This is a genomic window from Alistipes sp. DJF_B185 (assembly GCF_964250025.1).
GTDB lineage: Bacteria > Bacteroidota > Bacteroidia > Bacteroidales > Rikenellaceae > Alistipes > Alistipes finegoldii.
Genome location: NZ_CAXUDY010000003.1, coordinates 314,958 through 327,836 on the forward strand (window position 1 = coordinate 314,958; position 12,879 = coordinate 327,836).

The window sequence follows — 12,879 nt, forward strand, 5'->3', positions numbered from 1 at the left end:
CAAGGTTTGAATTATAGATTGTACAGCTGTATGAGCTGTTTATAGTATGTTTCCGAATTATAGCGCTTTTTCGCTTCGAGGGCGATGGCGGCATGGTCGAACGGTGCGTCATACATGGCCTGAATTTTGGCGGTCAGATCGTCCGTATCCCTGCTTCTGAAATACAAACCGTTGAAGTCCTCCTGAATCAATTCGGGAATACCGCCGATTTGAGCGCCCAGTACCGGCGTGCCCAAGCATTGGGATTCGATGACGGAAAGCGGATTGTTCTCATATGATTCGGACGGAATGACGCAAAAGCGGGCCTGACTGACAATTCGTTTTATTTCATTCCACTGCTTGAATCCGGCGAATTCGACATTTGGCCCCGCGAGTTTCTTCATTTCGGCATCCAGCGGACCCTTGCCGATGATTACCAATTTGTAAGGCAGTCGGTTCGCGGCGTCGATCAGAGTCTTTATTCCCTTTTCATGCGATATGCGCCCGATGTAGCAGTAGTAATCTTTTTTCAGATAGGCTGCGTCTGCACATTTTTCAACGTCGATAAAATTGCATAATGTATGCAGTTTGCCTCTATCGAAACCGCCTTGTATCATTTTGTCGGCTAGGAACTGACTGGGGCAGATAAATGAATCGGTACAGGCCTCAAGTCTTTCCCTGTTCCATTTCCGGGCTTCTTTATACGCCAATATACTCACCAGCCACGAGTTTTTCATGCATTTGTTCTCCAATACCTTGTGTTTGTCCGTGAAACATGCTTCGCAGATCGTTTTCCCGTTGCGCAGGCAATCGTACCGGGGACATAGCAGTTTCAGGTCGTGCAGCGTCCATACGACTTTGATACCTCTCCGATGGGCGAGTTCGGCGATCAGAGGGGATAATTGCGTGTGGATATTGTTCAGGTGAACGACATCCGGCTGGAAATCATCCAGCAATGCGTTGAATTTCCGTTTTACCTCTTTCGAACCGAATGGCCGTCTAAAGGTTTCAAGTATGTTGGGACCCGGCGAGAAGCGTATTTCGCTCGGAAAATATTTGCTCCACGGAGTCGGGAAATTTTCCGGATGTTGCATGGCGAATACCGCAGTATCGTGATTGTGGTCTTTGAGCAACTGTTCCAGATTCAGCGTGCATACGCAGTCTCCGCCGCGGCGGTAGTAGAATTTATTGGCGAGCAGAACTTTCATAAAAAACGATCGGAGGTAAGACGGAGAGTTTTCAATTTGCATTTTATATCGGCCGCAACTATTTCCGTATAGGCTCTTGCGCCGTTGTCGTTCAAATGCGATGAATCGGCAAAATATGTTTTGTTGTTTGCGAAGCGTTTGTCGCTTAGATAATTATAGTAGGGAATGCTGTACTTTGCACATATGCCTTCCACGATGTCTGGCCAGTCGGCATTGCTCCCGTATTCGGGCGATATGAATACGAACAGGGCGGAATGTCTTTTTACTTCGCAAATAAATTGCTCAAAATAACGGATTTTGACAGGATCTGTTTCGTTTTTCTTTGCGGTGGATTTTGACGGCTCGTAAGTCATCGTATCGTATAAAGGTATGTAGCCGTTATCGGAAGATATGGCTCGATCCGATAAATTATCCATTAGAATGCTCAGGAATTTCGAATTGAACCGGTAGGAATTCGACATCATTTTCCAACGTTCGGACGGATTTATGTCCCAGAATAATGAATCGACTCCCGGATATTGATAATACGGCCGCAAGGGAGCCAAGTATTTGCAATTGTCGTTTGTAAACAGATCGAATGTAGGCTGGATGTCCAGTATGACGATTTTGGGATAGTACCGGGCCGTAATCGTTTTTAGCTTTCCATACCCGTATATGATGCCGTTGCCGTCCAATCCGCAGTTATAGCAACTCATATCCAATGAATCGGACAATATCGAAGGGACGTAGTGATGAGCGGCCCGCGACGAGCCGAAAATCAGGATGTTTGCATCGACTTCGTCGGATATGAAATTATCCCGTTTTGTATATCCGCCGGTTGCATGGACTGTCAGATAACCGAAGATTTTGCCCAGACCGAAGTCGAGCAGACCGCATAACGCAAGAAATATGGCCGATTTGATCAGAAAATTCCGCATGCGTTAGAAGTTTACATAAATGAATTGTCCGGAATCCAATACGCCTGTCAGAAGGATTAGAAACATTAGAAACAGATAGGAACTCCACCTGATTGCTATGTTTCTGTTTTCGAAGAAGAGAAACCGGCGTGGGAAGAATTCGTCGCGCATGTCTTTAAAAAACAATATGCAGACGGCGACGAGCATGTAGATCATATTGCTGTTGTTTGATAAAAACAGGGTAGTCCCGAAATCCGTGAATATTTTGCCGATGACCTTGCATGCGTCCGTTATCGAGGGCATCCGGAAAAATATCCATGCGAAGTTGACGATAAGGAATGTGATGATAATACGAAGCCGGCGATTCCCCCCCCCTTCATACTTCTGAAGACGCAATGCCTTTTCGGCTATTTGCGCGACTCCGTGAATAATTCCCCATATGATGAATGTCCAATTCGCGCCGTGCCAGATTCCGGAGACCAGAAAAGTCGCGAAAATATTCCAATAGGTGCGTAATTTGCTGCATCTGCTGCCGCCCAGCGGAATGTATACGTAATCACGGAGCCAGATGGACAGCGAAATGTGCCATCGGTGCCAGAAGTCGGTTATGCTGGTTGCGAAATAGGGGCGGTTGAAGTTATTGATCAGATCGAATCCCAAGACTTTGGCTACTCCGATAGCCATTAACGAATAACCTGCAAAGTCTCCGTATATTTGCAGCGAATAACACAAACTGGCGACGAACAGAGAGAACCCCGTCTGGTAGGTGTAATTGTCATAAATGCTGTCTACGTACAGACCTAATCGGTCTGCTAACACGACTTTTAGAAACAAGCCCCATAACAACAGTTTCAACCCCTGTGTCGCTTTGTCGGCATCGAAAGTTTTGAGACTTTTGATTTGCGGCAGCAGGTCCTTCGCCTTGCTGATAGGACCCGAAGCTATTTGCGGAAAAAATGAAATGAACAGTGCATAGTCCCGGAGGTTGCGTTCGCAGTCGGTCCGTCTGTAATATACGTCCGCCAGATATCCGTATGCCTGAAATGAAAAGAAGGATATGCCGATGGGAACGGCCCAATGCATCGTATTTATTTCGATGCGCAGGTGAAGAGACGTCAATATATCGTATACGATGCCATTTATAAAATTGTAGTATTTGAAGAAAAGCAGCGGGAGCAAGGTCAAAATTCCTGCGACGGTCATTTTTAGCTTGTTCTTGGGGCTGTTGAGGGATATATAACGAGCGCCGGTATAGGTCGTCAGAGTTACCCACAAGAGGATCAATGCGTATATGGGCACCCAGTTCATATAGACTGCATAGCTTATCAGCAATAGAAGCCAGCTGCGCCATTTTATCGGACAGAGATAATATGCGGCGAAGATTGTTGGGAATGCAAGTAGAAATACAAATGAATTGAACAGCATGCTGAGGCTCTCTAGTTAGGCGTTGCGTCTGATATGTCGGAAATGGTATTTTACTGTTTTTGAATTGATTTTTTATAGATGTCCGTCAATAATTGCGCAGAATGGACGTTTGTCAGGTTGTCCCGGTAGCCGATGCAGTTTTTGACATAAAAGGAGTTGTTGTCGATGATTTCTTTTAGCTCGTCTACTCCCCATTGATTCTTGGCTATTCCCAGCTTATTCGCTTGGATGTAGCCGGCTGAAGCCGGTTGAGTGTTTGTCAGAATCGGGGTCCCTGAAACGATGGATTCCGGAATGGAAACCATATTCAGATCTTTTCGCGTATTGATAAGAAAGCAAAGAGATTCTCGGATATATTTATTCAGTGTTTGCTGAGGTAAAAATCCGAGAAATCGGACACTTTCCGAGAGTTTTAATTCCGACACTAATTTTTTTAAATTTGCTTCTTCTTCACCTCGCCCGGCTATCAACAATTTAATGTCTTCATATGCTTCCATTTCATGGAATCGCTGGAAAATCCGAATTATTCCGTCGATATTTTTTCGGTGAATCAATTGGGACGAACTGATTATTTGGCGTTCTTTTTTTTCGGAATAGGTGAATTTATCGACATTAATTCCATGATCAACGATTTGCTTTACTGTTTGCGGCATATATTTGCTAATAAATTTGTAAGCAGGCTCTGAGCGGGGAGCTACTGCTGCAATCCGTTGCATGAATAAGCGAACAATGACATTATGCCATATTTTCGATGGAAGTCGATGGAATTTGTTTTGATGATCGGTCAGTTCTTGCCAAATTATAGTTTTTTCGGGACAGATTCTTGCCGCGAATAAAGACTGAACTGAAAATGTTTCACTGGATATAAGCAGATCGAATGATTTTTCATTTTCTTTGATATATGGCCATAGTTCAGGAGAAAAGGGCAACATAGCCGGCGGGAAAAGTTTTTTGCACTTGGATTTGAAAAAAAGAATTTCGAAATCATACGCTTCTTTTTCCGCAGGAGCATACTCTTTGGCGGCGGCTAATGTTACATCGTGTCCCAGTCGTTTGAATCCTAGACACATGTTGTAAATCATCGTGTCTTTTATGGATTTGACTTGCGGAATTACATTGTTGTCCGCCGTAAAAAGGATCGGATTCAATATCAATACCTTCATGGCATCACATCTGTTTGTTCGCAGGGGATGAGTACAGATTTATATAGTCTTGTTCCAATATATTCTCTGAATAGAATTCTGGATACAGATTCGCATTTGTGCTGGCGCTGCCGGAATCCAATGCCTGTTGCAGCTTGTCGGCCAGATCTTCGACATTTCCGGCTTTGAAGAACAGCGAGTCCCGGTTGGCGTATTCTTTGAAAAAAGGCACGTCTGACATCACGACTTTCTTCCTGAAATAGAACGCAAGGGAAAGCACGCCCGACATGGTGGCCGAACGATACGGATAAACTACGATTGCGGCTTTGGTGAATAGATCTCGGACTTCGGCATCCTCGATGAACCGGTTCAGTCTGATAATGTTTTTATTGTCGGTTACGTAGTGTCTGCCTTTTCCTGCTATTACCAGCTTGTGCTTGTCGTGGAAGACTTTTTGGTCGTACGCCTCTATCAGCAGATCGACACCTTTGTAGTGATCTACAGTGCCGAAAAACAGAATGTAATCGGATGTGTTTTTCAGCTCCTCTATTTGTTTCCTTCCATTTTTTATCATTTGGGTTACTAAGGAAGGAAAATGATTGAATACAACGCGCTTATTCGGGTAACTTTCTTTTAAAGCTATATACTGATGTCGTGATGATGTCGTTAGATTCGGAATGATCTTCAGGTAAGTGCGTGTACACCATATGACGTATTTGTGCAAGAGTCTGCCCGGAAAAGTCATTGTGTCGGACTCATGTATCTGCAGATCATGGACCGTGTAATAAAACTTCTTCTTTTTCAGCTGAAATAAAACGTAAAAAAATAAACTGAAATCACCTGTTAGCAAATGAATTGCATCGATATTTCGGGCTTTCGCAATTTTTTTTATTTTTCGGATAACTCTTGCTGGATATATCTTATAGATTAACTTAAAGAATTTGGAATGGGGATACTCAATATATTCAATATTTTGAAGTTCACCTAAATTATTGCAGTAAGAACAGGCTTCGGAATTTACAACGACTGCATATATCTCAAAATCACTGCTTTTCGATAATGCATTTATGATGGAAGATGCGTATGGAATCATTCCCGGCGCATATTCTGTTGCAATCAATAAGATTCGGTCCATTTATTTGACAAAATTCAATATGTATGATCCTATTTTCCCGGTTTTCAGTTTGACATAGTGTAATGTTTTAATAATCGGAATTGTCGAAAATAAAACGATACAACTAATGATAAATCCAAAAAGAATATTGTTTTGTATATAGTCTATCGACCAATCAAATCCGATATGCGAACATGTTATTTCCGATATTTTCAAGACAACTCTTTTTATCGGTTCGTGAATTGCCAATATTGTGATAGTATTCATTCCGATATATTCCAAGAATGCATTTTTTACGATGAAATTCCGACAGACACCGAAGATAAACAAACTGCCTGAAAGTCCGAATAATGTATATAGAATGTAGTTGTTGGTTACGGAACTGTACATTGATACCGAACCATTGATCTTAAATCCTAAAATACTGACTAAAAATAGTATTACAGTGCCCCCCCCCTCAGTGCTGTGACATTCAATATCTTAATGTTTCTGATTACCCCGCCCCACAAAAGCCAAACCGATCCGTTTAAATAGAGCAGAATCCAATATAGAAAGGACGAATACGGATATGATTTTAGCGCTAAAAATAACGTTGCGTTTATTAATAAATAAACAGATGTCATCAATAGAGATCTGTGTCTTAGCAGTATGGGCACGATGGTTATTTCTATGGAGAAAAGTATAGGCAGGAACCAGATGGGCCCAAGATCCAATTTCCTAAAGCCTGATTCGACAACCCACCAATACAATATCAGAGCGATACGGAAAAGAATAAAAGGTATGATTAATGATTTGAATTTTTTTTTGAAATATTCGCTGTAACATGGGACTGTGAGTTTATCTGCAATTAAGTATCCTGACAGAATAAAAAACAACGGCATATGAAATGAATATATCCACATACCGATATTGTTACATTTGTAGATGTGTCCCAAAATTACAAAGTAAATACCTATTCCTTTTATGCAATCGATCCAGTTGATGCGATCGGTTGCTGTAGAAGCATTACTCATTTTTGTGGCGTTTATAATTCAAAAAGGTGCGGAAATTGTTCCGGATTCGCTGCCATGTTATCTTATGCCGATTTGTCCATAGGCTCTCTGCAAGAAAGGCGATATTGTTTCGGGAACCGTATTTTTTCAAGCTTTTCACGCTTACTCCGATCTGTTTGTCAGTCATGACATCGGGATACATGTAATATGTCGTGTCGGGGGACAAGCGGTCGGCCGAGTATTTCATGGGACGGCAGAAAAAATGGATATACAGAAATTCATCACGGTGAATTCTGTCTTTTTGCAGGTAGTTTCTATATAACCTGCCGTCTTCCCATGTGAATATTTGATATTTGTTTTTATCCTTTTCCGAGGCGGGAAAATGACCTAGAACAAATCCCGGTTCATATTTTTCCAGATCTGCAAAGACCACTTCGTCGAAATACGGAATGTTCAGATACCGGTAAATCGCATCCATCCCGTTTTCATCGAAGCTATAGCTGCTTCTGCCGCTGAATACGTCTTTGTAATTGATTTCTCCGGGGACGATCCGCTTGTAACGGGCGTTTACTTCCGGCGTGTTCTTATAGAGTGTGGAATGCCCCAAAAAGCCGAGCCGCTCATATTTATTTAGATTGTTTTCCGAATAAAATGTCCGTATATTTCCCCACATCAGATCAATGTCGCAATGTCCCCAAAAATCATATCCGGAAAGTTCTTCTGCGAAAATTTCTCCATATGCCGGCTTGAAGAGCGATAATCGCCACGGCCTGTCGATCACGGTTTCAAAATCGAACCAAGCCTTTATCCGTTGTTTGACCTCTTCGTAATTACAGTATTTGACGTGTACGTTCGTTGGAAATTCATAAGGCGTTCTGTCGTCAGTCAGTATTTTCCAATTTACGGTCGGATTTTGTGCACAGCTTAATAGATAAAGTGCAAAATTCTTCGGTAATTTCCCGAAATAGGGGATTATATAACAGATTGTCTTCATTGTTTGTCGATATCGAACTGAACGGGTTTTATCTTCATAAGAGCAGCAACGGAATAATCCGTAGTTTTGCCCCTGAAATTGCTGCTGAACAATTCCGCTTTTTTCATGGATTCTTCGAATGTACCTATGATTTTTGCCGGGACGCCTCCCACTACACTGCCGGCGGGTACGTCCTTTGTAACGACGGAGCCAGCCGCGACGATCGAATTTTCACCGATGGTCACACCGTACATGATCGTACTGCCCCCCCCACAAAAACATTACTATGGATTTCTATTTTGCCGTATTGACAATAAAAGCGGTTGGAGCCGGTGGCCCTGTTGAATACGTTGCATGTCATGCTGTGGGTGATTAATCGGCAGCCGGCGGCGATGCGTACGTTATCGTGCAGGCAGACAAGAAACGGTTCCGCCGGAAGGATATTCGTTTTGAAGCTGCAGTTTTCTCCGATATGATGGAATATGCGGTGCTTTTTCAGCCATTGTGCTTTTTTCTCACCGTCAGCTATTAACAACACGGCGAGTTTGACCCAATACCTTTTGAGTGTGTCCGATGTTATCATGTTTAGAGCGTCTATGGTATAGTTCGTACAGATAAAATAATAACCCGTGGAAGAAGAAGGAACCTACTCGATAGAATTCTACGGTAGTGAAACTTGACAGCAGCAGAAAAATATAGAAAAATTTCAAAAAGAGAATGTTGTCGTCGCATTTTCTTCTGATGATCCGAAAGACGGGGAAGAGAAGGGCCAATACGGCCGGAATCCCGATCATCCAGCTCAGTCCGACGATCCCCCAGTCATGCCATCCGTTATATGGACCTAATGCAGGATCGACAGTATAGAACGGCTGACCGTATTTTGTTCTGGGGTTGGGGATTCCGCTTCCGAATACATATTCGACCGGAGATTTGAAGTGCTCTTTTGTAAAATAGTTGAACTGGATGACTCGTATATAATCTTCGTTGGTGAATGTGTCGCCCGCTTCCTGCCGCTTCATCATGTTGTTTATGGAGTTCTGAACGACCGAAGTTTGGGAGAGAACGCCTATGACAATAAGGAAGAGAAACATATATTTTACACTGGCGATTTTCTTTACCGAGTAGGTAAATAGGCCCAATGCCAATAATATGGCAGCCATCTGGGTCCTGAATCCTGCTATAAAAAGGACGAAGAACGCAGGCAGTATGTATAATAGGTATTTGGTCTTGCCTGAAAATAAATATTTCCCGTAAAAATAGAATAGACAGATATAGGCGATCAGTTGTCCGTACATGGTAAATCGTCCGATGTCCATATAATCCGTTGCCAAATTGAATATTTTGTCGGGATATATCAGTTGGATTGTGAAGCAGCATAGAAAAATAACGTAGGCGATTGCTAATGCCTTTTCTATCTCTTTTATTGTGTATTTGCCGGATAAAAATATGAAATAAGATATGACCGGGAAAAGTTGCAGGCAAGCTACGGCAGTGAATGTTTTCGATAAACTTTGGTCTTCAAAATGCATGCAAGAGAATGCGCTGATAATGAAGAATATGAAATATATGATCAAATACTTCTTAAACATTCCGGGTCTTCTCTCCAGAATGGTTTTTATCATATAATACAAGGCAAAAACAACCGGCAGCAACACAAACTGATAAGGTAAAATTCCCCAGCAGCATGAAAAAAGCAATATCCAGATTATGAGTTTGTTGACATTCGAAATCATCGGCGGTTTGCACTTAGGTCGTTGAACAGTTCTTCCCAATTGTTGACAATCTCTTCTACGCAGAATCTGCGGCAGGAGTGCAGGCCGTTCATTGCCAGTTTTTCCCGAAGGGAGGTGTCTGTCATCAGCTCTTTCATTTTGTTTACATAGCCCGTAAGGTCTTCATTGGAAACGATGATGCCGTTGTATCCGGTTTCAACAATGTCGTGCAGCGACAGGTAGGAATCCATTACAACCGGAACGACACCGCATTGTTGTGCTTCGACCAATGTCATGGGAAACCCTTCGAAGGCGGAGGTCATCATGAAAATGGCGGCCTGTTTGTAATAGGGCTGCGGATTTCGGAAGCCTTCGAACGAAATCCGTTTTAATCCTAACGCCTCCGCCAGTTGTTTATACATGGCCAAATCCGGTCCTTCGCCGACAATCCGGAAGTTCCACTCGTCCAAGCGGGGATCGTTTTCAATAGCGCGCCATATTTTGATTGCTCGCGTTATGCGTTTCTGGATTTCCACCATCCGGCCTACGAGAAGAACGCTCTTCTCTTTCGACTGCAAATCTTCGGGCCGCATTTCGTTCGGGTAAACCCGCGGATTGGGGATGGCACCCAACTGGCTATTTGTATTTTTATAGTTGGCAAATTGCTCGTACTGACGTTGAAAGGCTGGAGACAGGAAAATATATTTATCCGTATGCGGTAGGAACTTTGTCACCTGCCTGCAACTATGTCTCTTTTTCCAGAATTTATACAGCGAAGTGCATCTTTTTTTCAGGAATCCGTTTATTCCCGTTCCCTCGATCATTGGGGTATAAAGTGCCTGATGGAGACATGTGATGATCTTTGTCTTATACCGTCCCCTTATTCCACGGATATATTCGACCGGCCACCATTGATTGACAAGATAATGGATGTCGTTTTCCTGAATATATTCTTTCAGATAGCCGGTTACTTTGTCGGCATCGGGAAAGCGTGTCGTAAATTCGTCGCAGCGGATATCGGGTATTTGAACGGCCTTTATGGCTGGATCGATGAAAGGCAGGTCGGCCCGCGTATTGTTTTTAAAATACAAGACGGATACATTCCATCCTCGCTTTATCATTTCGTTGGCAAGGCAGATCGTTACGGTTTCTCCGCCGCCGTATACGGGCCACAGACGTAGCAGAAAGGTTATATTCATCAGTCGGATTTTATTGTTCGTCTCTTGCAGTAAGCGCATTTTCGAGGAAGCACATGGATTTTGAACGCATTTCTTCCAGTTTCGCATTTATGGGCTTCCAGTCTATGGATTGTCTTATGGGGCAACTCTCCAATCCGTTTGAATCGGATAGGGTTCTGTTCTCTATCTTGAACAGCTTCAACAGCGACTCGAATCGTGCGACGCCTCTGTTTCTGTTGACGTATAATACGAACGGTTTGTTGAACAGAATGGAAAAAACGCAGCCGTGAAAGGAGTCCGTGAAAATATAATCGGCATAATACATCGCCTTCAGCCAGTCCGCTACGGATGGCGCTATTCTTTTTTCGAGAGGGGCCAGTCTGTCTTCGGTTTCCGTCGCTGCAAAGTTGTAGTCCATGGCTAAAACTTTCGAGACTTTTTTCAGCGCCGCCAGTTTGTCGTCGGAACGGTCTAATATGAATGCCGTTATTTTGTTTGCGTACTTTTCGGCACCTCCTTCGCCGATGAGTGCTCGATAGTCCGCAGGTGTCAGAAGCATTGTCGGATCTAAAACATGTTCAGCGGTATGGTTAAGATGCCTTTTGCATAATTCCATACCAGAATCTTCCCGTACGCTGACTGCGGTGAACTCCTTTAGCTTCTGGGTGCAGAATCGGGTCTCTTTCTTCGAATATGCCCATTTGTCGATACCGAATGACGCCGCATAGGCAATTAATTTCGCTGTACGGCCGTCGATCGGGGAGAAGTAATAATCTTTGATTTCCTCCATACACCCTTTGCGCCATACCTGATCAGAACCTACGATGTAGGCGTCGCATTTTAAGTCGCGGATGCTTTTGTATGCACTGCTGTTATAATAGACCGGTGAAAAGGGTTGCAGCCATTTGTCGATAAATGGTTGCGTGTGTTGTGTAATTACGGGGTATTCGTCGTAGATTTTCTTGTCGTAGAAAACGCAGGCAGGTTTTCTGAATATGTATTTTTTGACACTTCGTTTTAAGATGTTCCAGCCGTTGAACCGCTTTTTTTTAACGAGACGGCGAATGAGTATGACTTCGTGCCCTTGCCGCGTCAATACCGTTTTCAGCGCATATGCCTGCAATATGCTACCGTATCCTGTTTCCAAGGGCAAGGTCAGCAAGCCGATTCGCATATCTTTTGATTTTGTTTATTAGTCTCAGTTTTTTGCTCTGCCGGTGCAGCGAAGACTTTGCAACCGCCTTATAAAAAGTATCTCTTCTCGGATCCTTGATAAGACTGGCGGTGATCATCGGATTTTGTTTGATGACTTTCTCATAGGATTGCTCCGAACGTAATGTGCCGGTAATATATTTGCTGCCTTGATCCGTATTGATCAGCAACAGACTTATACCGTTGTTGTCATCCGGAAAGTCCTTGGTGCCGCGGAATCCCCAAAAATCGCCGAGTGTGATGTCGCTGCCGCTTTTCAGTTCTTTTGCCGGACAGGCGTAGCATGAATATCTTTCGGTCACATGCGACAGGAAGCAGTAAAAGAATGGATCTTTATAGTGTATTCTGGACACGTCTGCCGTCTCCGGAAGACCGGCCCCGGTTTCTCTGCGGAGTATGAACCGCAAACTGAAATGCTGCCATCCGGTCGTCTTGTCCCTGAAATTGATGCCCGTAATTTGGGATGTGGACCGCAACTCGGAATTTGGATGTCGGCCCCCCCCCGTCGCTATTATTTCATGTAAATATTGTCGCCAGATTTCGGGGCTGGGAACACCGTGGCAAACTAAATCTACAGTCAATAGATTTTCATATTCTTTTGCCAAAAAAAGCTTTAAACCTCTTATTTGACAGGGAGTGCCCGAAAAGAGCACCGGACGGCCGGATTCCAGAAATTCTTTCGCCTGCCGGTAAGTGCGGCCGATACGGCTTTGCACATACTTGCTGCCCCGCATGGCCGCGAGTCCTTCGAGCGTTTCGGTACAGGCGTGTTCTACAGCCCAATTCTCGTCGAAACGGGCACCGAAAACCACGCCGTTCTTCTGAATGATCTGTTCCGCTATATGGGTGAAGATACCTCCCGAAGAACTTTGCAGCCGAATCCGAGTCTTTGTGTTTTTTGCCGCATATACATGGAGCGGCTTCCGCTTTTCGCCCTGATTGAGTACCGGACATACTTTTTCGCACAAGCCGCAATCTATACATTTCGACGTGTCTGTTTGCGGATAAAGAAATCCTTCCTCGTCTTCACGCATTACGATGCAGGACG

Annotated in this window: 11 protein-coding genes and 1 pseudogene; all 12 read right to left on the reverse strand. The window is 43.7% G+C overall.

The annotated features are described in order from the left end of the window. Positions 1-11 precede the first annotated feature (11 nt). On the reverse strand, positions 12-1,187 hold the full coding sequence (locus tag ACESTR_RS06505; RefSeq protein WP_022043724.1) for a glycosyltransferase: 1,176 nt from the start codon (positions 1,185-1,187) through the stop codon (positions 12-14). Then, positions 1,184-2,104, reverse strand: a complete 921-nt coding sequence (locus ACESTR_RS06510; protein ID WP_373179021.1) for a hypothetical protein — start codon at positions 2,102-2,104, stop codon at positions 1,184-1,186. The genes ACESTR_RS06505 and ACESTR_RS06510 overlap by 4 nt, the downstream gene beginning before the upstream one ends. Positions 2,105-2,107: 3 nt before the next feature. Then, positions 2,108-3,286, reverse strand: a complete 1,179-nt coding sequence (locus ACESTR_RS06515) for an MBOAT family O-acyltransferase (protein WP_302574581.1) — start codon at positions 3,284-3,286, stop codon at positions 2,108-2,110. A gap of 272 nt (positions 3,287-3,558) precedes the next feature. Next, positions 3,559-4,671: a glycosyltransferase gene (locus tag ACESTR_RS06520; RefSeq protein ID WP_278713734.1), complete on the reverse strand. Its 1,113-nt coding sequence runs from the start codon at positions 4,669-4,671 to the stop codon at positions 3,559-3,561. A 4-nt stretch (positions 4,672-4,675) separates the two neighbouring features. Beyond that, complete coding sequence (locus tag ACESTR_RS06525; RefSeq protein WP_302574583.1) at positions 4,676-5,785, reverse strand: glycosyltransferase; 1,110 nt, start codon at positions 5,783-5,785, stop codon at positions 4,676-4,678. A gap of 419 nt (positions 5,786-6,204) precedes the next feature. Beyond that, positions 6,205-6,777, reverse strand: a complete 573-nt coding sequence (locus tag ACESTR_RS06530; protein WP_195559298.1) for an acyltransferase family protein — start codon at positions 6,775-6,777, stop codon at positions 6,205-6,207. Continuing rightward, positions 6,770-7,750 (reverse strand): DUF6625 family protein, encoded by a 981-nt coding sequence (locus ACESTR_RS06535; RefSeq protein WP_270390244.1) that lies wholly within the window; start codon positions 7,748-7,750, stop codon positions 6,770-6,772. Before ACESTR_RS06535 ends, ACESTR_RS06530 begins: the two co-directional genes overlap by 8 nt. A gap of 125 nt (positions 7,751-7,875) precedes the next feature. Then, positions 7,876-7,986 (reverse strand): annotated as a pseudogene (locus ACESTR_RS06540) (acyltransferase); the annotation flags it as partial. Positions 7,987-8,250: 264 nt separating this feature from the next. Beyond that, positions 8,251-9,351 carry a hypothetical protein gene (locus tag ACESTR_RS06545; protein ID WP_227042339.1) on the reverse strand — a complete coding sequence of 367 codons (1,101 nt, stop codon included), beginning with the start codon at positions 9,349-9,351 and terminating at the stop codon, positions 8,251-8,253. A gap of 107 nt (positions 9,352-9,458) precedes the next feature. Then, the gene (locus tag ACESTR_RS06550; protein WP_227042338.1) at positions 9,459-10,640 is read right to left on the reverse strand and encodes a glycosyltransferase; all 1,182 of its coding nucleotides are present in this window, start codon (positions 10,638-10,640) and stop codon (positions 9,459-9,461) included. A gap of 10 nt (positions 10,641-10,650) precedes the next feature. Next, the gene (locus ACESTR_RS06555; RefSeq protein WP_014776384.1) at positions 10,651-11,793 is read right to left on the reverse strand and encodes a polysaccharide pyruvyl transferase family protein; all 1,143 of its coding nucleotides are present in this window, start codon (positions 11,791-11,793) and stop codon (positions 10,651-10,653) included. Next, the coding region (locus tag ACESTR_RS06560; RefSeq protein WP_373179022.1) for a Coenzyme F420 hydrogenase/dehydrogenase, beta subunit C-terminal domain at positions 11,747-12,879 on the reverse strand (1,133 nt) is incomplete at its 5' end. The genes ACESTR_RS06555 and ACESTR_RS06560, both read right to left, overlap by 47 nt.

Bases quoted from the DNA above. Each gene is read 5' to 3' on its own strand.
- ACESTR_RS06535 (WP_270390244.1), bottom strand. From the start codon at position 7,750: ATGAAGACAATCTGTTATATAATCCCCTATTTCGGGAAATTACCGAAG.
- ACESTR_RS06550 (WP_227042338.1), bottom strand. From the start codon at position 10,640: ATGAATATAACCTTTCTGCTACGTCTGTGGCCCGTATACGGCGGCGGA.
- ACESTR_RS06515 (WP_302574581.1), bottom strand. From the start codon at position 3,286: ATGACCGTCGCAGGAATTTTGACCTTGCTCCCGCTGCTTTTCTTCAAA.
- ACESTR_RS06520 (WP_278713734.1), bottom strand. From the start codon at position 4,671: ATGAAGGTATTGATATTGAATCCGATCCTTTTTACGGCGGACAACAAT.
- ACESTR_RS06525 (WP_302574583.1), bottom strand. From the start codon at position 5,785: ATGGACCGAATCTTATTGATTGCAACAGAATATGCGCCGGGAATGATT.
- ACESTR_RS06510 (WP_373179021.1), bottom strand. From the start codon at position 2,104: ATGCGGAATTTTCTGATCAAATCGGCCATATTTCTTGCGTTATGCGGT.
- ACESTR_RS06505 (WP_022043724.1), bottom strand. From the start codon at position 1,187: ATGAAAGTTCTGCTCGCCAATAAATTCTACTACCGCCGCGGCGGAGAC.
- ACESTR_RS06545 (WP_227042339.1), bottom strand. From the start codon at position 9,351: ATGATAAAAACCATTCTGGAGAGAAGACCCGGAATGTTTAAGAAGTAT.
- ACESTR_RS06530 (WP_195559298.1), bottom strand. From the start codon at position 6,777: ATGAGTAATGCTTCTACAGCAACCGATCGCATCAACTGGATCGATTGC.
- ACESTR_RS06555 (WP_014776384.1), bottom strand. From the start codon at position 11,793: ATGCGAATCGGCTTGCTGACCTTGCCCTTGGAAACAGGATACGGTAGC.